The 20,088-nt window shown below is 31.7% G+C and carries 20 protein-coding genes and 1 riboswitch; of the genes, 8 read left to right on the forward strand and 12 right to left on the reverse strand.

The genetic code is table 11. The annotated features are described in order from the left end of the window. Positions 1 to 11 precede the first annotated feature (11 nt). On the reverse strand, positions 12 to 986 hold the full coding sequence (locus tag C7N44_RS03155) for an asparaginase (protein ID WP_105956452.1): 975 nt from the start codon (positions 984 to 986) through the stop codon (positions 12 to 14). Between the two features lie 123 nt (positions 987 to 1,109). Then, a riboswitch (purine riboswitch) is annotated at positions 1,110 to 1,209 on the forward strand. A 71-nt stretch (positions 1,210 to 1,280) separates the two neighbouring features. Between C7N44_RS03155 and C7N44_RS03160 the strand changes: the two genes are divergently transcribed. From C7N44_RS03160 to C7N44_RS03170, 3 genes are all read left to right on the forward strand, one after another. Further along, the gene (locus C7N44_RS03160) at positions 1,281 to 2,591 is read left to right on the forward strand and encodes a nucleobase:cation symporter-2 family protein (protein WP_404799035.1); all 1,311 of its coding nucleotides are present in this window, start codon (positions 1,281 to 1,283) and stop codon (positions 2,589 to 2,591) included. A 106-nt stretch (positions 2,592 to 2,697) separates the two neighbouring features. Continuing rightward, the gene (locus tag C7N44_RS03165) at positions 2,698 to 3,033 is read left to right on the forward strand and encodes a hypothetical protein (RefSeq protein WP_105956453.1); all 336 of its coding nucleotides are present in this window, start codon (positions 2,698 to 2,700) and stop codon (positions 3,031 to 3,033) included. Between the two features lie 89 nt (positions 3,034 to 3,122). Further along, complete coding sequence (locus C7N44_RS03170; protein ID WP_105956454.1) at positions 3,123 to 3,812, forward strand: aquaporin; 690 nt, start codon at positions 3,123 to 3,125, stop codon at positions 3,810 to 3,812. On the opposite strand, the gene C7N44_RS03175 is transcribed toward C7N44_RS03170, so the two are convergent. The 3 genes from C7N44_RS03175 to C7N44_RS03185 form a co-directional block, all read right to left on the reverse strand. After that, entirely contained in the window at positions 3,796 to 4,656 is an 861-nt protein-coding gene (locus C7N44_RS03175) for a DegV family protein (RefSeq protein WP_105956455.1), read from the reverse strand. The two genes, C7N44_RS03170 and C7N44_RS03175, sit on opposite strands and share 17 nt — an antisense overlap. Positions 4,657 to 4,788: 132 nt before the next feature. Continuing rightward, positions 4,789 to 5,271, reverse strand: coding sequence for a DUF2798 domain-containing protein (locus tag C7N44_RS03180; RefSeq protein WP_105956456.1), 483 nt, complete (start codon positions 5,269 to 5,271; stop codon positions 4,789 to 4,791). Positions 5,272 to 5,357: 86 nt separating this feature from the next. Continuing rightward, positions 5,358 to 5,558, reverse strand: coding sequence for a hypothetical protein (locus C7N44_RS03185; protein WP_105956457.1), 201 nt, complete (start codon positions 5,556 to 5,558; stop codon positions 5,358 to 5,360). 42 nt (positions 5,559 to 5,600) lie between these two features. Here C7N44_RS03185 and C7N44_RS03190 point away from each other — a divergent pair, with 42 nt between their 5' ends. After that, positions 5,601 to 7,964, forward strand: a complete 2,364-nt coding sequence (locus C7N44_RS03190) for an ATP-dependent DNA helicase (RefSeq protein WP_105956458.1) — start codon at positions 5,601 to 5,603, stop codon at positions 7,962 to 7,964. Between the two features lie 29 nt (positions 7,965 to 7,993). Here C7N44_RS03190 and C7N44_RS03195 read toward each other — a convergent pair whose 3' ends face one another. Then, entirely contained in the window at positions 7,994 to 9,031 is a 1,038-nt protein-coding gene (locus C7N44_RS03195; RefSeq protein WP_105956459.1) for a lactonase family protein, read from the reverse strand. 427 nt (positions 9,032 to 9,458) lie between these two features. Between C7N44_RS03195 and C7N44_RS03200 the strand changes: the two genes are divergently transcribed. The 4 genes from C7N44_RS03200 (at position 9,459) to C7N44_RS03215 (ending at position 12,791) form a co-directional block, all read left to right on the forward strand. Then, a complete protein-coding gene (locus C7N44_RS03200; RefSeq protein ID WP_105956460.1) occupies positions 9,459 to 10,829 on the forward strand; it encodes an amino acid permease in 1,371 nt (456 codons plus the stop codon). Positions 10,830 to 10,831: 2 nt separating this feature from the next. Further along, positions 10,832 to 11,749 carry a homocysteine S-methyltransferase gene (gene mmuM / locus C7N44_RS03205; protein ID WP_105956461.1) on the forward strand — a complete coding sequence of 306 codons (918 nt, stop codon included), beginning with the start codon at positions 10,832 to 10,834 and terminating at the stop codon, positions 11,747 to 11,749. 57 nt (positions 11,750 to 11,806) lie between these two features. Continuing rightward, positions 11,807 to 12,235, forward strand: coding sequence for a hypothetical protein (locus C7N44_RS03210; RefSeq protein ID WP_105956462.1), 429 nt, complete (start codon positions 11,807 to 11,809; stop codon positions 12,233 to 12,235). 106 nt (positions 12,236 to 12,341) lie between these two features. Beyond that, a complete protein-coding gene (locus tag C7N44_RS03215; protein WP_105956463.1) occupies positions 12,342 to 12,791 on the forward strand; it encodes a Fur family transcriptional regulator in 450 nt (149 codons plus the stop codon). A gap of 47 nt (positions 12,792 to 12,838) precedes the next feature. Here the strand turns inward: C7N44_RS03215 and C7N44_RS03220 are convergent, their stop codons facing one another. Genes C7N44_RS03220 through lysA form a run of 7 tightly spaced genes read right to left on the reverse strand, consistent with a single transcriptional unit; the run spans position 12,839 to position 19,992 of the window. Further along, entirely contained in the window at positions 12,839 to 13,915 is a 1,077-nt protein-coding gene (locus C7N44_RS03220; RefSeq protein ID WP_105956464.1) for an aspartate-semialdehyde dehydrogenase, read from the reverse strand. A gap of 11 nt (positions 13,916 to 13,926) precedes the next feature. Beyond that, on the reverse strand, positions 13,927 to 15,105 hold the full coding sequence (locus tag C7N44_RS03225; RefSeq protein ID WP_105956465.1) for an aminotransferase class I/II-fold pyridoxal phosphate-dependent enzyme: 1,179 nt from the start codon (positions 15,103 to 15,105) through the stop codon (positions 13,927 to 13,929). Positions 15,106 to 15,120: 15 nt separating this feature from the next. Next, positions 15,121 to 15,897, reverse strand: a complete 777-nt coding sequence (dapB, locus tag C7N44_RS03230) for a 4-hydroxy-tetrahydrodipicolinate reductase (RefSeq protein ID WP_105956466.1) — start codon at positions 15,895 to 15,897, stop codon at positions 15,121 to 15,123. Further along, positions 15,894 to 16,808 carry a 4-hydroxy-tetrahydrodipicolinate synthase gene (gene dapA / locus C7N44_RS03235; protein WP_105956467.1) on the reverse strand — a complete coding sequence of 305 codons (915 nt, stop codon included), beginning with the start codon at positions 16,806 to 16,808 and terminating at the stop codon, positions 15,894 to 15,896. The genes dapB and dapA overlap by 4 nt, the downstream gene beginning before the upstream one ends. A gap of 9 nt (positions 16,809 to 16,817) precedes the next feature. Further along, on the reverse strand, positions 16,818 to 17,960 hold the full coding sequence (locus C7N44_RS03240; protein WP_105956468.1) for an N-acetyldiaminopimelate deacetylase: 1,143 nt from the start codon (positions 17,958 to 17,960) through the stop codon (positions 16,818 to 16,820). 5 nt (positions 17,961 to 17,965) lie between these two features. Beyond that, the gene (gene dapD, locus C7N44_RS03245; RefSeq protein WP_105956469.1) at positions 17,966 to 18,670 is read right to left on the reverse strand and encodes a 2,3,4,5-tetrahydropyridine-2,6-dicarboxylate N-acetyltransferase; all 705 of its coding nucleotides are present in this window, start codon (positions 18,668 to 18,670) and stop codon (positions 17,966 to 17,968) included. Positions 18,671 to 18,684: 14 nt separating this feature from the next. Then, the gene (gene lysA / locus C7N44_RS03250) at positions 18,685 to 19,992 is read right to left on the reverse strand and encodes a diaminopimelate decarboxylase (protein ID WP_105956470.1); all 1,308 of its coding nucleotides are present in this window, start codon (positions 19,990 to 19,992) and stop codon (positions 18,685 to 18,687) included. Positions 19,993 to 20,088: the final 96 nt, after the last annotated feature.

Below are 20,088 nucleotides of genomic sequence, written 5' to 3' on the forward strand. Positions count from 1 at the left end.
AACCTCAATTTTTAAGAAATTGCGTTCCCCATAAAGTGAGCTAATTCTTTGCCTGATTTACCAGCGCTAATACCCACTATTAATTTAATTCTAGCTTTCTGGCCATTTAATCCATGACAAATCGTTAATCCCATATCTTGCAACTCAATGCCACCACCATGGTAAGCATAGATGTCTTGAGCGACTCCATTAATACATCTTGAAACTAAAATGATAGGAATATTTCGATCCAATAGTTTTTGTAATGATGGCAAGGTTGCAGGTGGTAAATTACCAGCGCCAAGGCCTTCAATTACTAATCCTTTAGTCTGGTCATTATCCAAAGCATCGAATAATGTACCATCCATCCCTGCAAAGCCCTTAATCAAATAAACACCATCAACTACATTATTAATATCTACAACTTCACTTTTAATTAATTCTTGGAAGAATGATGGATGATGTTTACTAATAATTCCAATTGGCCCAAAGGTTGGGGTTCTAAAAGTTGCTACATTGGTAGTATGTGTTTTAGTTACATATCTAGCAGTATGAATTTCATCATTCATTACTACTAAGACCCCCTTACCTTTGGCATTTTCATTGGCTGCAGTAGCAGCAGCATTCAACAAATTATAAAGACCATCAGAACCAATTTCATTAGAAGAACGCATTGCACCTGTAACAACTACTGGCATATCATTTTTCAAAGTTAAGTCTAAAAAGTATGCTGTTTCTTCCAAAGTATCCGTTCCATGAGTAACCACTACACCGTAGTAGCCTTCATTTTTTGCTTGCTTAATACGATTTACGATTTTCAACATTACTTTAGGCGTAATGTGTGGTGAAGGTAAATTAAATAACTCTTCATTTACAATTTTAATATTACGACCTAATAAATTATTTTGATTCGCAATAGGATTTTCTTTATTTTGAACTACTTCCCCACTATCATCTTGAGACATAGAGATAGTTCCACCTGTATGGATTGCTAAAATTTTCTTCAAGACAAAATGCCTCCTAATAATATAAAAACTAATACTTTACATTGTACATTTAATTAATTGCTATCACAATTATAGAATATGATAAGGTTGATTTTTTAAATATTTTAATATACTATTTATCTTAATAATATATATTTTATTGCCTATATAATTACTAAAATATGGTTAGTAAGTTTCTACCTGAAACCTTAAATTTCAGACTATAAGCGAAAAGATTTAAATCCTTTTGCTTATGCATGAGGATTTTTTTGTTTGCTTATTTACATATAGGTCAATAGTAAATTTAGGAGGATTATTTTGGACAATAGTGAAAAAGATTTAAAACAAGTCTCACATCTAAAAGCTGCTGTTTTAGGTCTACAACATTTATTAGCTATGTATTCTGGTGATATCATAGTACCTTTATTAATTGGAGCGTTTCTACATTTTAATGCTGCTCAAATGACTTATTTAGTCTCTGCAGATATTTTTATGTGTGGTATTGCAACCCTGCTTCAACTTAAACGTACTCCTATTACGGGAATTGGATTACCAGTTGTGTTAGGATGTGCTGTTCAGGTTATTACCCCACTTGAAACAATTGGTGGTACTTTGGGAGTTACTTATATTTATGGTGCTATTATTTGTTCTGGATTATTTGTGTTCTTAATCTCTGGACTTTTCTCGAAATTAAGAAGATTTTTCCCACCAGTTGTTACCGGATCATTAATTACAATTATTGGTTTCTCTTTGGTCCCAGTTGCTGTGCAAGATTTAGGTGGTGGTGATGCCAGTGCCAAAACTTTTGCAAATGCTCAAAACTTAACCGTTGGTTTAGTTACAATGGTTGTTGTATTATTAATTAATATTTTTGGCAAAGGATTTTTAAGATCTATTTCAGTATTAATTGGAATGGTCGTTGGAACTGGATTAGCTGGTGCTATGGGAATGATTTCATTAAGCTCAGTTTCCAGCGCCAGTTGGTTCAAATTGCCACAACCATTTTACTTTGGTACTCCACATTTTAGCTGGTCCGCAATCTTGACAATGATTTTAGTATCATTAACTACAATGGTTGAATCTACTGGAGTATTTTTAGCTTTAGGTGATTTAACTGGTCGCAAATTAAGTAGTAAAGAATTAGCAAAAGGATATCGTGCAGAAGGAATTGCAGCCATGCTTGGTGGAATTTTTAATACTTTCCCATACTCAACATTTTCTGAAAATGTTGGAGTTGTCCAATTATCAGGAATCAAAACTAAGCGTCCTATTTATTACGCCGGCTTATTTTTATTAATCTTAGGACTATTGCCTAAGGTTGGTGCTTTTGCTACAGTTGTACCTAGTTCCGTACTTGGTGGTGCAATGATTGTAATGTTTGGAATGGTTGGAGTTCAAGGGATTAGAATTCTTCAACAAGTTGATTTTAATAAAAATGCTAACTTATTAATTGTTGCAATTGCTGTAGGTTCAGGAATTGGTGTTACCGTTTATCCGCAAATCTTTGCATCATTTCCTAAAGCAGCACAAATCATTTTAGATAATGGAATTGTTGTTGGTGGCTTTATGGCTGTACTATTAACTGTACTATTTAGTATTAGTGGGCAAATTAAATTAGATAAATAATAATATAATAATCACTATACATGATGTATAGTGATTATTTTTTTACAAACAATCCGCTTGATAATAAATTGCCTCTAGAATTAGAATTAATTATGAGGTGATTAAAATGACCAAAAAGAAAATACTTAATATGGAAGAAAAAATTATCCATGATATGGATGACTTTTTGGTAGAATACGGAACTAAAAAATTAGGTAACAATGTTGATGTTGCCAAAAAGATTTATGAGTCCGGTAAAGATGATATTAAAAATTTAGATAATTTATTTAATGATCAAGGCTTTGGTAGAACTGAAAAGTTTTACAATATTGGTGTTGGGTATCTCAACGATGTTTATGATCATGATAGTAAAATTGTAAATAAAAAGGCACCTGAAATTGCTAAAAGAGCTTTCAATTACTTAGGTAAAAATGAAAAAGTCTTAGACAATTGGGAAGCATAAAAAAGCAAGCCTATATTTATGGCTTGCTTTTTTCAGATTAATATTATTTAATTTTAATATAAAATATTTAGTAAAGGAGGAATCGTTCAATGAAATCATTATTAGGTGAGTTTATCGGTACATATATAATGTTATCGCTTGGTCTAGTAAGTAGTGTTGTAATTAACTATTTCTTATTTCCAAAACATCAAAGCCGTTTCCTAACAGGATTTTATTGGGGACTTAGTATCCTAATTCCTTCGTTTATCACTACTATTTTCTTTGGTACTGCTGGATTTAATCCTGTAGTTTCATTAACATTAGCAGTAAGTGGCAAAATCAGTTTTTGGATATTTGTTGGTGAAGTTATTACACAAATATTTGGGGCATGGTTAGCGTCACTAACCGTTAAACTAGTTTGGTCTAAATGGTTAAGAAGCTTGCCTTTAAACCTTAATTTTTATGCAACTGTACCAAGAAATATTAATAATTGGCGTGCTAATTTTGGTTGGGAAATTTTTGGTACATTTTTAATTGTTGTAAATACCCAAACAATATCTAACGTCGAAAGTCCTTGGTGGATTAAGACTATTTGGTCATCAATATTAATGACTATTATAATTTCTGTTATCGCACCAATTACCGGTGCTGCTTTTAATCCAACTCGTGATATTATACCTAGATTCTTTTTCTCAAGAACCTATGATAAAAGATTATCACAATGGAAGTACTCTATTGTGCCATTGTTAGGACCAATTATTGGTGGTATTTTAGGAATAATATTTAGTTTTTTCCTTTAGACCAATTTTTGCAAGTCATAACGGCAAATGCATTGTTACCGGTATGTGTTGCTACAATTGCAGAAGTGTATAACATTGAAATTTCAACGTCTGGGAACAATTCTTCCAGACGTCTTTTTATTTCTAATGGGAAAGTATCATCTCCTGTATAACTGATTCCAATGAATTCAAATCCTTCATTTTCTACACTTTCACAGTATCTGTCTAGCCACTTAGTAAAAGTCTTCTTACCACGACCTTTGACCTGTAAGTCCATATCCTTTGGCAACACTTCAAAAATAACATGTAGGTTAATTAGCTTTGAAATAATTCCCTTAGCTTTACTAATTCTACCTCCCCTAACTAGGTTTTCTAGAGTGCTAGCGCCAATATATAAATTACTGTTTTCAATCATTTTATCCACAGCAGCTGAAATTTCATCAAGATTATACTCATTAGAATTAGCTAATTTGGCTGCACTAATTACAATATGACCTAAACTTTGGTCAATGAAATGAGAATTAACAACTTTAACATTCCCATCTGCAATTTGTGCAGCTTGTTGAGCAGCATGTACTGTTCCACTTAATAAATCTGTCATATGAATGGATAAAACAGTATCTCCATTAGCGGTAATACTATTATATAATTCAACAAAATCTCCAATTGATGGTTGGCTGGTAATTGGAAAATCACCTTTCGGATTCTCCTCAATATCTTTAATTAACTTTTTACCATTAATATCAATATCATCTTTAAAAGATTGCTCACCAATACTTACATTTAATGGAATAACTTTAATTCCTAACTCTTCAACTACTTTATCTGGAATTAATGCTGTTGAATCAGTTACGATTTTAATCATTTTAATTCTCCTTTAGTTTGCGTATTCATATATTCCTATGATAAATGTATTTGCATATTTTTTCACTATCTTTTTATAAGTATCAATCTAAAATAAAAAAATAGACAGCTAAATATAGCCATCTATCTTTGTTTAAATTTCATTAGAATTACCACTTGATGATTGAATTTTATTTAGTCCCATACGACTAATAGGACCAACAATTATTAACTGTAATGGTAAGGCAACAATTAAATTAAAAATCCATGCATGGGCATAAATTCCAAAAGAAATATTGTCTAAACCAAATGTTACAATAATCCCAAATAGTGACATTAGTGTAACCATTCCTAAAACCATTAAGCATGAAATCCATAGAGCAATTTTGATTGGTGTTTCTTCCCATTCTGGTTTAAAAATAAATTTAAAAAAGACACCTTTAACTATTGGACCCACTAATGCTAAATCTAAAATAGCTGCAACAATCAAAGCTAACGGATATCCCTTTAAGATTTCTAAAATAGATTCTGAATCAACCCCGCTTGAAATGGCAATATTATATGCTTCCATAACAATAACCATCATTCCGGCCATCATTCCAGTAAACATCAATTCCTCTTTAAAATTTCTTGGCATTAATACAATCTCCTTATTAAACTAGTAAATTTATCAACAAGTTCAACCATACCATGCTAAAAAATTCTTCGTAAGTTACAATTATATTACATTTTCCATATATCTTTAATTATTTGATTCTGCATAAATCTACATATTAATTCAACCATTTGATCTAGCATATAAGTACCAGCATTTAATTGAGCTGGTTGACGATTAATTTTAGTAATCATTAAGCCATTATACTCAATCTTTATATTATATTTTTCAAAAGCTACAGCTAGCTTTTGTAATTCATTTTCATTCATATACATAACTACTTTCATAATTTATTTGTTAAGGAGGGTTTTATTATTAATAAAATAGGCGTTCGTGAATTAGTCGAATTCACACTTAGAAGTGGTGATTTAAATACTAAGTTAAATAGTAATAACACTGCTCAACAAGGATCTAAAATTCATCGTAAATTACAAAAAAAACATGGCAAAGAATACAAAGCTGAAGTCTCTCTTTATAAAAAAATAAAGATGAATAATATTGATTTTCAAATTGATGGTAGAATTGATGGTCTTGTTTTAAAACAAACTTCTGCTGAAATTGAAGAAATTAAAACTTCAGACACTATATTTGAAGAATTACCCGATAGCATTTTAAAACTATATTGGGGACAAATAAAAGCGTATGCTTATTTATTAATGGATTCAAACCCTAAAATAAAAAAAGCTAAACTTAAATTAACATATGTACAAACACCTGATGAGAAAATATCAACTCAGTTTAAAGAAATCAATCGAGATGACGCTAAAAATTTCTTTCAGGCATTAATTAAAGAATATGAAGAATGGTTAAAACTACGCAACGACATTATTCAAAAACGTAATAAATCAGCTAAATCTATGATTTTTCCCTTTAAAGATTTTCGTAAGGGTCAACGTGAATTATCTGCAGCTGTTTATAAATCAATTGCATTTAATAAGCACTTATTTGCACAAGCCCCTACTGGTACAGGCAAAACTATTTCAACACTATTTCCGGCTATCAAAGCAATGGGTGAAAAATTATGTAATCGAATTTTTTATTTTACAGCTAAACAAAGTACGCAACAAGTAGCTGAAAGTACTATTAACTTAATGGCCCAAAAGAATTTATATATCAAGAGCATCACCCTAACTTCAAAAGATAAGATAACTTTTGATGAAGAAAAGGATTTGAAACCAGAAGATAATCCTTACATGATAGGATACTATGACCGGTTAAAACCAGCAATCAAACAAATATTGAAACATGAAAATCAAATAACTAGAGTAACAGTACAAGAATATGCAAAAAAGTACACCCTAGATCCATTTGAGTTTTCACTAGATTTAAGTCTTTTTTGTGATGTTATTATTGGAGATTACAATTATCTATTTGACCCTCAAGTATACTTGCAAAGATTTTTTGCAGTAGAAGATTTAGATAATGTATTTTTAATTGATGAAGCTCACAACTTAGTAAATCGATCTCGTGATATGTATTCTGCTGCATTAAGCGATAGTAAATTAAAAGATTTAATAAAAATGAGTAAAAATAATCCTGATATTAATGATAAATTAAATCGTTCTCTAAAATTATTTAGTCGCTCGTTTCACATCCACACTAAAATTTTAAAAAATAATAACATCGATCAAATAAGTATATCAGAACCACTAGATGCATTTAACAAACAAGTTAATAAATTAATTGAAAGCATCCATGATTGGCTAAGGAAGGAACATCCAGAAGATCAATTAAATGATGAAATTTTAGATTATTATTTTAAATTGCTTCATTATCAAAAAATCAATGAATATTATGATGATACTTATAAAACTAGAATTTATCATACTTATGATAAAAATATTATTATCAAACTTTTCTGTATGGATCCTAGTCCTAATCTTGGTGAATCATTAAGATTGGGTGGTAGTGCCATTTTATTTTCTGCAACATTATCACCAATTGATTATTATCAAAGAGTTTTAGGAAACGAAGAAGATAGCTTAGCTTTTGAGATTGAATCCCCTTTTCCAGTTAATAATCAGCAAGTAATTGGTACAAACTATATTGAAACTACTTATAAAAAAAGAAATAATAGCCTCAATCTAATTATTGAAAGTATATACGATATGATTAGTAGTAAAAAAGGTCATTATATTATTTTTGCTCCATCAAATAAATACTTATCAATAATATTTGAAGCCTTCATAAAAAAATATCCTAATATACAAACAATTTGTCAAAAGTCCTCAATGGAAGATAAAGAAAGAAAATCATTCATTAATCAATTTGAAGCTAATCAAGCTAATACTTTAGTTGGCTTTGCATTGTTAGGTGGCATTTTTAGTGAGGGAATTGATTTAAAGCATGATGCTTTAATTGGCGTTGGCATTGTTTCAGTTGGTTTACCTGGATTAAATGCGGAAAATAATTTAATTAGAGATTTTTTCAATAAAGAAAATGGTCATGGCTTTGAATATGCTTACCAGCTTCCTGGACTTAATAATGTGATGCAGGCAGCCGGCAGATTAATTAGAACTGAGTATGATGTAGGAAATATTATGCTTATGGATCTTAGATTCAATCAACAAAGATACCAAAAGTTTTTTCCAAAAAATTGGAACTTAAAAATTTCTTATAATAAAGCAACTACTAAATATTTAATAAATAAATTTTGGCATAATAAAAAAAAATAACGCACTTAACTGTGCGTTATTTTTTATAATTAATATTCTTGAGCTACACAAACACCTTCTGGCACCATAAAGTCTTTTTGAATAACTGATAATTTACCATTTTCTTTATCACGAGAATATAGTGTAGCATTATCACTATTTTGATTAACAGCAATTATGAAACTTTCATCAGAATTAAAGTTAAAATCACGTGGAAAGTCACCTTCAGTTGGGATTAATTGAATACGCTCAACTTTAGCATTATCTTTAGCTTCAAATACAGCTAGACTATTGTTTCCACGATTTGAAACATAAATAAAGCGACCATCAGCAGACATTCTGATTGCAGCAGATCCATTATGGTCAGCCCAATCATGTGGAATTGTGTCTACAATATGTTTAACTTCAAACGAACCATTCTCAGCATCGTATTTTAGAACTGCTAACTTACTACTTAATTCACCTACTAAGTAGGCAAGATGCTTCTTTTCATCAAATACAATATGTCTGGGACCGAAGCCTGCTTCCATTTGTAAACATGAAACTTCAGTTAAGCTACCATCTTCATCATTAATATTATAAACATAAACACGGTCTTGGCCTAAATCAACAACCACTAAACGGTTATCTGGAGTTAAATCTGCATAGTGAGGATGCGCACCATTTTGTTGTTCAGGTCTTGGTCCAACATGACCTTCATGAACAACTTTGTTTTGAAAATCAATAGAACCATCTGATTCAATTTTATATACCATTACTTCTCCTGTATGGTAGTTAGCAGTATATACAAATTGACGTTGCTCATCCACAGTAATGTAAGCAGGATTCGTTGCTTCATTAATACAACGATTTATTTCTGTAGTAGGACGAATAGAAGCATCTAAAGCCATTGCTCCACCGGCCCCATTTTCAGCTTTATCAACTGAATAAATTTTATTATCCTTTGACATAGCTACATATGTAGGATTTTTACCTTTAGCAACAAATTGTAAATTATTTAATTCTTTTTTATCAGTGTCTAAATCAATTTCATAAACACCTTTACTAAGTTTAGTAGTATATGTTCCAATTAAGAACTTTTCAATCATGTTAAAATCTCACTTTCAACTAGAATTATATTAATAATATACCTCTATTATACATATTTTTATATCAATCAGAAATGGTTTGATAATCTTATTATTTATTTTAAATTGACTATTCACAAATTATAATTATAATTATTAATAATAAATTAAATAATTAGGTTTTGATGAGAAAAGTAGTTAAATAATAATTTTTCAGAAAACTCATGGTTGATGCAAATGGGTATATTATTGTTAATGAAAATGGTCTTTGAACCTTTATGAGTGATATTTAACTCATATCGGAAAGTGCACGATATAGCACAAAGGAATATGTAAGAAGTTCTGGATAAGGTAGTTTTGAATAAGACTATAAATTAAGGTGGTACAGCGAAGCATTCGCCCTTTTAAATAAGGGCGAGTGCTTTTTTCTTTTTAAGGAGTGATAAATATGGGCAAACAAAGTTTATCTAAAGATTTACAAAGTAGACACTTAATTACAATGTCATTAGGTGGTGTTATTGGTACTGGAATTTTTATGAGTACTGGGTACTCAATTCAATTTGCTGGTCCCATCGGTACGATTATTGCATATGTTATCGGATCATTATTAGTATGCATGGTAATGGCATGTTTGGGTGAGTTATCAGTTCATAATCCTAGTACTGGAGCATTCCATACATATGCTAGCAAATATATTAGTCCAGCTATGGGCTTTGTCGTAGCTTGGATGTACTGGCTAACTTGGACCATTGCATTAGGATCTGAGTTCATTGCTTTATCGACTATTATCAAGCAATATGTAAATTTCATTCCCGTTTGGGGATACAGCTTAATTTTTGCCATTGTAATTTTATTATTAAATATGATTAATATGAATTTATTTGCAAAAAGTGAATTTTATATGTCGTTAATCAAAGTAATTGCCCTAGCTATATTTCTAACTATTAGTATTTTAATAATCTTTAAAATTATACCTTTTCATCACCAAAACTTTACTCCCTTTTTTGGTCAATTATTCAAAAATGGAATTTTACCAAATGGTATATCACCCGTTATTTCAATCATTCTATCTGCTAATTTTGCTTTTTCAGGAACTGAAATGATTGCTGTGGGAGCTGGTGAAAGTAAAGATCCTAAAAAGTCAGTTCCTAAAGCAATTCGTAAAACATTAATTACTCTAGTTATCTTATTTATTGGTACTATTATTGCACTTGGTTCTATCTTACCGCAGAGCTCTTCTTCACTATCACAAAGTCCATTCGTAACTGTTTTACAATCAATAAACATCCCCTATGCATCTGATATTATGAACATAATTTTATTCATCACAATTTTTTCAGGTGCCAATTCCGGAATTTATGCTGCTTCTAGAATGATCTGGTCATTAGCAGAAAAGCAAACTTTACCAAAAAAATTATCTAAATTAAGCAAAAATGGTATCCCAATATATGGTTTAGGATTAACTATTTTAGGTGGCTTTTTATCATTATTTTCTAGTATTTATGCGCCTAACACCGTTTACTTAGCATTAACTGCTATTTCAGCATTTGCAGTCGTCGTAGTTTGGTTGATAATAGGATGGTCACAATTAAATTTTAGGAAACAATTCATTAAAAATGGTCATTCAATAAATGAATTATCTTATAAAACACCACTTTATCCACTTATGCCATGGTTAGTAATTATTATTTGTTTATTATCACTAATAGGTATAACTTTTGATCCTAATCAACGGATCGCCATTATTATTGGAGTTCCTTTTTCAGTAATTTGCTATGGCTCCTATAAAATATTCTATTCAAGAAAGGATGTTGAATAAAAATGAACAACTTTGCAAAATGGGCAGCTAAACAAAAAAGAATTTTAATTGATAGTTCAATGTCAACTGGGCTAGAAGAACGCGGATTGAATCTCAATGGAAAATTATGGACAGCTAAAGCATTAGAAAAAAATAGTGATTTAATTAAAGACGTTCATAAATCATATTTTGATGCTGGTTCTTCATTAACTACTATTAATACTTATCAGGCTAGTATCAGTGGATTGATGAAAAATGCTGGTTACAGTCATAAAGAAGCTCGTAAACTAATTCAAAAAGCTTTCGATGTTGCTAAAGATGCACAAAAGATTTCAAATAATCATCCAACTTGGTTGGCAGCTGGGATTGGTCCATATGGAGCATACTTAGCCAACGGAGCTGAATATACTGGTGATTATCATTTATCTGACAATGAATACGTAAAATTCCATAAAGAACGAATTGAGATATTAGTAAATACTGGAGTCGATGTATTATTGTTAGAAACACTGCCTAATTTTCAAGAAATAAAAGCATTAGTTACATTTACTAAACAATTTAATGTTCCTTCAATAGTTGCTTGTTCAATGAAAGATGCTACCCATTTGGCAGACGGCACTAATTTTAAATTTGTACAAGCATTCTTAGAACAACAAGAAAACGTTATTGCATATGGATTAAACTGTACGGATCCAAGAATTGTAACCAATACATTAAAAGAATTTGTGCATAATGAGCCTAAACACAAGGACTTAATTGCTTTTCCCAATTCTGGTGCACGTTATAATCCTAAGGTAAAAAAATGGGACAATCGCGGTATCAGTACAAAAGACTTTAATGCATTAGTTAAAGAATGGCTAAACATCGGACTAAAATATGTTGGTGGATGTTGTTGTATGTCGGAAAAACAGACTGCTTCCATTAATGAACATTTCTTTTAAAAACAATTTTTATGGAATATAATTAAGCTATGAACTTAATAAAGGAGCTTAATTAATATGAAAAATTTTGAGGGCATACACCCAATTTTAACCAATCATTTAAGATTAGATTGGTTAACAGAATTTAAATTACAAGATGTTATTGATTTTCAAAAAAAATTCGATAAAAATGCTGATATAAAATCAACTGGAGATTTTATCAATGAAGCTATGAAAGATGTCATGAGACAAAAAGCTCTATTATGGGGAATTGAAAATAAAGAAACTCATGAATTTATGGGAATGGGCGGTATTGCTAACATTAGCAAGGATGACACTGCTCCTACTATTTATATCCAAGCCATTGATAACATTGATACTAGCTTAGAAATAGAATTAATTAACCGTATTCATATATTAGCAAAAAATTACTGGCCCACTGCCAAATTTAGTTATAATGTTTATCCTTCTAATGCAGAAATTGAACGTCATCTTAACCTTTACTAAACTAATCTTTATTTAATAGCTATTTATTTGATTTATTATGTAATTAATTTTATTATTAAGATAATAATTATTCTAAACTAGCTTATTATTTAAGGAGGGATATTATATGTCTAATAAAGCATATCAAAAAGCTTTAGATACTTTGCGTGAAAGTAAGGTTAGAATTACTCCGCAACGACAAATTATTCTCAAGTATTTGATCAATCATGATAATCATCCTTCTGTAGATACTATTTATGAAGCCCTAAAACAAGAATTTTCTAATCTGAGTGTTGCTACTATTTATAATAGTTTACAATTATTTGAAAAACTAGGAATTATTATTGAATTGCCTGCTGAAGATGGTGGCATTCGTTATGATTTCTTTGGTAATCCACATTTTCATGCAATTTGTGAAAACTGCGGTAAAATTATTGATGTAGAATATCCAGATTACAAGAGCTTAGAACAATCATTAAGTCAAACTACAGAAGAACAAACTGGATTTAAGGTTAGACAAAGTCATGTTGAAGTTTATGGTTTATGTAAAGAATGTCAGACAAAATTAAGTAAATAAAAAATAGTCATCAGATAAATCTGATGACTATTTTTGTATCTAATTTATCATTGGTAATAGTCCTTTGGGACTCTTATTAAATCTTCATCAACTAAGCGTTCAGCATTTTCAACTGTATTCCATGCAGCACCTTTTAATAGGTTATCTGCAACAACCCACATGTTAAAGCATCCCTTATTTTCTTGATCGGGACGAATTCTTCCAGCAAAGGTTTCACGTTTACCCTCAGCATTTAATGGTTGAGGATATACTTGATGATCAGGATCATCTTGTAAAGTTACTCCTGCAGCATCACTAATGGCCTTTTTAATATCAGCTGCACTTGCATTTTTATCTTCTACTTCAAAATAAACTGATTCACCATGTGAAATTGGAACTGGGACACGAACACAAGTAGCAGTAACTTTTAAATCAGAAGCATTCATATCATTAAGCATAATTTTCTTAGTTTCATGAATCATCTTCCATTCTTCATGAGTGTATCCTTCGTCCTCAAAAACATCAATTTGAGGAAGCAAATTAAATGCTAATGGATAATGTTTCTTGTCACCAGCTGTTGGTAAAATATCAGCAGACATTTGCTTACCATCTAGGTAATCTCTTGCTTGTTGATAAAATTCATTCAAAGCAGATTGTCCAGCACCTGAAGCCGCTTGATATGTAGAAACAATAACTTGCTTTAATCCATATTTCTTAAAAACTGGGGCTAAAGCAACTACCATTTGGATAGTAGAACAATTTGGATTTGCGATAATCCCCTTATGATTCTTTAATTGTTCTGAATTAACTTCTGGAACAACTAATGGCACTTTAGGATCCATTCTAAATGCACTTGTGTTGTCAACACAGACAGCTCCACGCTTAACGGCTTCTGGTAGAAATTTCTTAGAAGCAGATCCACCAGCTGAAGCTAACACTAAATCAACATTATTAAATGAATCATTAGTTGTTTCTTCAACCGTTATTTTTTCACCATTAAATTCCATTTGCTTGCCAGCAGAACGAGCTGAAGCTAATAATTTCAAGGATTTAACTGGAACTGTTGAATTAGCTAATTGATCAATCATTCTCATTCCAACCGCACCAGTTGCACCTAAAATTGCTACATTGTATTCCTTCATGATAATTACCTTCTTTAATTATTTAAAAATTGTTCAATTCTCTTTATTGCTTCTTTGATATTTTCTTTCGAGGCAGCATAAGATAAGCGAATGTATCCTTGACCGCCCTCACCAAAACAACTTCCTGGAATTACTCCTACTTTAGCTTGTTTAGCTAAAGACAAAGCAAATTTAGTATCATTTTTACCAAAACGAGCAGGAATTTTTACAAATACATAAAAAGCTCCACTAGGCATAGCCATTTTAAAGCCCAAAGCAGTTAGTTTTTCACTAATAAAATCACGACGACGCTTATAAATATCACGCATTTGTTTAGAGTCTTTCAAACCATTTTGTAATGCTTCATAAGCAGCCATTTGAGTTACATCAGGTGGACATGTCACCATAAATGCGTGTACCATTAACAACTTTTTGATAAATGAATGTGGTCCACAAACATAGCCAATGCGCCAACCAGTCATTGCATGGGACTTAGATAAACCATTAATATAAATAGTTTGTTCTGGAAGAAACTTAGCTAAAGACTCATGACGAACATCGTATGTTAATTCACAATAAATTTCATCGGTTATTGCAAAAATATCATATTGTTTAATCACATTTGCTAGTGCTTTTACTTCATCAACTGAATATTCAATTCCTGTAGGATTTCCTGGATAATTAAGTAATACTGCTTTAACTTGATCACCATATTGATCTAAAACTTTCTTTAATAATTCTGGTTTTAATTTAAAACTATCACTTGAAGTATCTAGATCAATAGCCTTACCACCCAATAAAGTAATAATTGGTTCATACAATGAAAACAATGGTGTCGGTAGGATTACTGCATCCCCCGGATTAAGCAATGTTTCAAAAGTTGCATAGATAGCTTCTGTAGCACCAATTGTAACTACAATTTCATCTTCTGAATTATAATCCAATCCATAATCATTAAATAAATAATTATGAATAGCTTTACGTAATTGTAATTTTCCAGCTTGATTTGAATAATGAGAATCATCATCATCAATATTTCTTTTAGCAGCGTTTTTTATATGATCAGGTGTATTCAAATCAGGTTCACCAATCGTTAACTTAATAATATCTTTTATTTTAGAAATTTGATTATCAAAACCTCTAATATTAGAAGGCTGAATTAAATTCAAACGTCGATTATAAGTCTTAGTTAGACCTTCAGACAATTCAGGCATTTTATATCATCTTTTCTATAGAATATTTTCTAAACCAATTACTAAGTGGTCTAAGTTACTAACTTTTTGAATTGCAACTTTGACCCCTTTCATAAATGAACCACGGTCGAATGAGTCTTGACGAAGTGTTAATGCTTCGCCATCACCACCAAATAATACTTGTTCATGTGCAACATATCCGGGCAAACGAACGGCATGCACATGCACACCATCATATGTTCCACCACGAGATCCAGATAAATTATCTTTAGTTTCATCAGCACTAACGGCACTACTATCACGATTTTGACCAATAATTTTAGCAGTATTTAAAGCTGTACCAGATGGAGCATCTTTTTTATCTTGGTGATGCATTTCAATCACTTCAGCATCAGGAAAGTATTTAGCAGCTTCACCGGCAAATTTCATTAATAAAACCGCTGACAAACCAAAGTTAGGTGCAATAATTCCACCAACTCGTTTATTTTTAGCTAAATTAATTAATTCTTTTTGATGCTCATCACTCATGCCACTAGTTCCGACTACTGGATGAATATCATGTTCAATGGCAAATTTGGTATTTTCATAAACTGCATCCGGTTGAGTAAAGTCTACCCAAACATCAAAATCACCATCAATTTGATTTAATGAATTATAAATATTAACTTCATTAGATAAATTATATTTAGAATGATCATCAACACAATGTGGTGAGTAGACGCCACTCAATTGCATATCATCATTATTGCTTATTAAATTAATTGTTTTTTGTCCCATTGAACCAGTAAAACCGGCTAATAAAATTTTAATCATAAATTTAACTCCTTTGGTAATGAATTTAACAAAGCATCGTGTTCTAATCCCAAATTATCAGCTAAGTGTTGTTTTTCTTCATTATCTAATGAAAGAATTGGTAAACGGCAAGCACCAACTTGATATCCTTGCGCCTTCATAACTGCTTTTACAGGAGATGGTGATGGATACATAAATAATGCTGACATTCTAGGCGTTAACTTTCTTTGTATTGCACCAGCTACTTTGTAATTTCCAGCATCTAAATCATCATACATTTCTCGCATTGCACTGCCATAAATATGAGATGCTACTGAGATGACACCATTAGCACCAATCGTCTTAGCAAATAATGCTTGAGCATCCTCACCAGTATAAATATTAAAGTCAGCATCGGTATGTTCAACTAAGTATTCCAAATCTTCCATTGGGGTACATTGTTTAACTCCAACAATATTTTCATTATGTGATAATTCAACCACTGTTTCATTGCTCATAGTAACTCCCGTTCTGCCGGGAATATTATAAATAATAATTGGTACATTAGATTGCTTAGCAACTGCTTCAAAATGAGCCTTCATACAGCGTTGATTAGGTTTATTATAATAAGGTACTACTACTAAAGCTGCATCAATACCTTTAATCATACTAACTTCTTTAGTAAGGGACATTGTTTCTTGAGTATTATTACTACCAGTTCCCGCAATAATTGAACCGCGACCATCAACAATGTCAACAAAGCGACGATATAGTTCAATTTTCTCATCATGAGTTAATGTAGGAGTTTCTCCAGTAGTACCACCAATAACAAAGCCTCGGCTACCAGTATTTAAACAATGATCAGTAATTTCTTTTAAAGCATCGAAATCAATTTTTCCTTCACTATCAAAAGGAGTAATAATTGCCGTCATTAGATCTACATTTTCAAACATAACTATCACCTATTCTTTCATTCGATTTTCTAAGAAACTAATAATTGCATTAACACCTTTACCAATAGAACTTTCATCAGGCGTTAAAGTTGATGTATGCAGAGATGAGTCATCACCAACACCTAGCCAAAACATGGTTCCTGGAATCTTAGATAATAAATAGCCAAAATCTTCTCCAGTCATTGCTGGTTTTGTTTCAATGAAATCAACATCTGCATTATTTTTCATAAATTGAATAAAGTTATCAGTTAATACTGGATTATTTTCTACTGGATAATAACCACCTTGATTTAATTCTAAATTAACTTTACAACCATAACTTAATTCAATGCCATGACAAACATCTTTCAATCTTTGATCAATTAATTCAATCATTGATTGCGTTAAACCACGAATTGTTCCTTCAATTCTGGCATGACCAGCAATTACATTCCGAATGGTTCCAGCTTCAATTTTTCCTAAAGTGATAACTCCGCTTTGAATTGGATCAATACTTCTAGAAATAATTGTTTGAACTTGATTAATTAATTGAGCGGCTGCCACAACCATATCATTAGCATTTTGGGGATAAGCAGCATGGCCACCTTTACCATTCAGGTCAATATTAACTTCCGTAGTTCCAGCAAATAAAGTCCCCATTCGACATCCAATTGAACCAGCCGGTAGACTAGGATTATCATGCAATCCATAAAATTCATCGATCTTAAACTGCCCGCTAAATGCATTTGCTTCATATGCTAATCGTCCACCACTTTCACTCTCTTCAGCTGGTTGAAAGAAGAATACCATATTATCTTTAGGTTTATGCTCAGCAAAATGATGTAAAATTCCCAAAGCAACTGTCATATGTACATCATGTCCACATGCGTGCATAATTCCTGAATGAGTTGATGAAAATGGTAAATTAGTTTGTTCTTCGATTGGTAATGCATCAATATCAGTTCGATATCCAATAGTACGTTTAGGATTGCTTCCCTGAATTCTTACCAAAATAGCAGTAGGCAAAGATTCAATACTACCAAAAGTTAAATATTTTTGCTTAAAACTTCCTATTATATGCAATAAATAATCATGTGTTTGATTTTCATGCAATGCTAATTCAGGAATTTTATGCAAATGACGTCTAATATCGATTAAATTAATTTCAGACATTTAAATCACAACTTTCTTAAATCATCTTCAAGACTAGTTTTAGATTGTGTTTTAGCATCAACATCCTTAATTTTACGAGCCGGAGTGCCAGCAACCATTGTATATGGAGCAACATCTGAGGTAACAATTGCACCAGCTGCTACAACTGCACCTTTACCAACATGAACTCCTTCGATGACTACAGCATTGGCACCAATTAAAACACCATCATCAATTTGTACTGGTTTAGCTGATGCTGGTTCAATAACACCAGCTAAAACAGCACCAGCACCAATATGTGAATGGTTTCCAACAAGCGCACGTCCACCCATTACAACACCCATATCAATCATGGAACCTTCTCCAATTTCACAACCGATATTTATAATGGCGCCCATCATAACTACAGCATTATCAGCAATTTTTACTTGGTCACGAATAACAGCACCTGGTTCAATTCGTGCATTTAATTTTTTTAAATCTAATAATGGGACTGCTGAATTACGAGCATTATTCTCGATTTCATAATCATCAATCAAATCAGATTGTAGTAATGGTTCTACATCTTTCCAATCACCAAAAATAGTAGCTGTGTGTTGTTCTTTAAATACTTTAATTGAATTTGGAAAATCAATTTTGTCCATTTGGCCACTAATATAAACTTTAACTGGAGTTTTCTTCTCTGCATTTCCAATATAGTTGATAATTTCATGTGCATCTAAATTTGCCATTTTAAAATCTCCTTTTATTTCAATTGATTATCTAATGAATATAAATCTGTATAGTTTTGGCGACGAGTTACTAATTGAGCTTTACCATTTTCAACAAAAACAATTGCTGGTTTAGGATTTAAATTATAATTAGATGCCATTGAATAACCATAGGCACCCGTATCCAACATTACAATTACATCTCCGGGTTTGGTTTTTGGTAATGGTTGATTCTTAATCAAAACATCACCAGATTCACAATATTTACCAACTAAATGAACATTCTCAATTGTGCTACGCAATGGATGATCAGCCATTACTGCTTCATATTTAGCGTCATACAACATTGGTCTAATATTATCACCCATGCCACCATCAACAGAAACATAGGATTTAATTCCAGGAACATCTTTTCTGGAACCAATCCGATATAAGTTATAACCAGCATTCCCAACAATTGAACGTCCTGGTTCAATCCAAATCGCTGGCATCTTTAAACCTTCAGCTCTAGTTCTATCCTTAACAGTCTCAACAATTTTTTGGACGAATGCTTCTGGTTTCAATGGATCGTCTGCATCTGTATATTTAATTCCAAAGCCACCACCGACATTGATCACTTGAGTTTCATATCCATATTCAAGTTTCCATTCGGCTGCTAAATCAACTAGCTTACTAGCGGCCATCTCAAAACCCTTTAACTCAAAAACTTGCGAGCCAATATGGGCATGAATTCCTAATAAATTCATTGATTGATTAGTATTAACGATTTCAAAAGCTTTTTTGGCTTCACCAGATTCTAGGTCAAAGCCAAACTTACTATCAGTTTGACCAGTTTGAATAAATTCATGCGTATGCGCTGAAATGCCAGGGGTAATTCTTAACATCACATCACAACTAGTATTCATATTGATTAACAATTGACTTAATAAATCAATTTCATGAAAGTTATCCAGCATAATCACCCCGACATGATTTTCCAAAGCCATCCTTAATTCATCTTCAGATTTGTTATTACCATGAAAACTAATTCTATCGGCTGGAAAATCTGCATGTAATGCCATTGCTAATTCGCCACCAGAAACCACATCAATATGACCTTGCTCTTGATTAACTAATTGATACATTGCAGTGTTAACAAAAGCCTTACTGGCATAACAAACCGCATAATCAATATTACTTTCTTCAAAAACTGCCTTAAATTTTCTAAACTGTGATCTAATTTTGCTAGTATCATATACAACCAATGGCGTTCCAAATTGATTTGCTAAATCAATGGCATCACATCCACCAATTTCTAAATGTCCTGCATTATTAATATTTTTTTTAGTTACTTGTTTAGTCATTATAAACATGCCCTTCTATCGAATATTTTCGTTCGATTTCGGCAAATTGAAAACAAAAAGGATCCCTTTGCATGAATGTGGTTACACTCGTACAAA

Source organism: Apilactobacillus quenuiae (assembly GCF_002994005.1).
GTDB lineage: Bacteria > Bacillota > Bacilli > Lactobacillales > Lactobacillaceae > Apilactobacillus > Apilactobacillus quenuiae.

Excerpts from the sequence above, each read along its gene's own strand:
- C7N44_RS03210 (WP_105956462.1), top strand. The coding sequence starts at position 11,807 with ATGAAAAATTTTGAGGGCATACACCCAATTTTAACCAATCATTTAAGA.
- dapB (WP_105956466.1), bottom strand. The coding sequence starts at position 15,897 with ATGATTAAAATTTTATTAGCCGGTTTTACTGGTTCAATGGGACAAAAA.
- C7N44_RS03200 (WP_105956460.1), top strand. The coding sequence starts at position 9,459 with ATGGGCAAACAAAGTTTATCTAAAGATTTACAAAGTAGACACTTAATT.
- C7N44_RS03180 (WP_105956456.1), bottom strand. The coding sequence starts at position 5,271 with ATGCCAAGAAATTTTAAAGAGGAATTGATGTTTACTGGAATGATGGCC.
- C7N44_RS03240 (WP_105956468.1), bottom strand. The coding sequence starts at position 17,960 with ATGTCTGAAATTAATTTAATCGATATTAGACGTCATTTGCATAAAATT.
- dapD (WP_105956469.1), bottom strand. The coding sequence starts at position 18,670 with ATGGCAAATTTAGATGCACATGAAATTATCAACTATATTGGAAATGCA.
- dapA (WP_105956467.1), bottom strand. The coding sequence starts at position 16,808 with ATGTTTGAAAATGTAGATCTAATGACGGCAATTATTACTCCTTTTGAT.
- C7N44_RS03195 (WP_105956459.1), bottom strand. The coding sequence starts at position 9,031 with ATGATTGAAAAGTTCTTAATTGGAACATATACTACTAAACTTAGTAAA.
- C7N44_RS03165 (WP_105956453.1), top strand. The coding sequence starts at position 2,698 with ATGACCAAAAAGAAAATACTTAATATGGAAGAAAAAATTATCCATGAT.
- mmuM (WP_105956461.1), top strand. The coding sequence starts at position 10,832 with ATGAACAACTTTGCAAAATGGGCAGCTAAACAAAAAAGAATTTTAATT.
- C7N44_RS03215 (WP_105956463.1), top strand. The coding sequence starts at position 12,342 with ATGTCTAATAAAGCATATCAAAAAGCTTTAGATACTTTGCGTGAAAGT.
- C7N44_RS03185 (WP_105956457.1), bottom strand. The coding sequence starts at position 5,558 with ATGAATGAAAATGAATTACAAAAGCTAGCTGTAGCTTTTGAAAAATAT.
- C7N44_RS03175 (WP_105956455.1), bottom strand. The coding sequence starts at position 4,656 with ATGATTAAAATCGTAACTGATTCAACAGCATTAATTCCAGATAAAGTA.
- C7N44_RS03170 (WP_105956454.1), top strand. The coding sequence starts at position 3,123 with ATGAAATCATTATTAGGTGAGTTTATCGGTACATATATAATGTTATCG.
- C7N44_RS03225 (WP_105956465.1), bottom strand. The coding sequence starts at position 15,105 with ATGCCTGAATTGTCTGAAGGTCTAACTAAGACTTATAATCGACGTTTG.
- lysA (WP_105956470.1), bottom strand. The coding sequence starts at position 19,992 with ATGACTAAACAAGTAACTAAAAAAAATATTAATAATGCAGGACATTTA.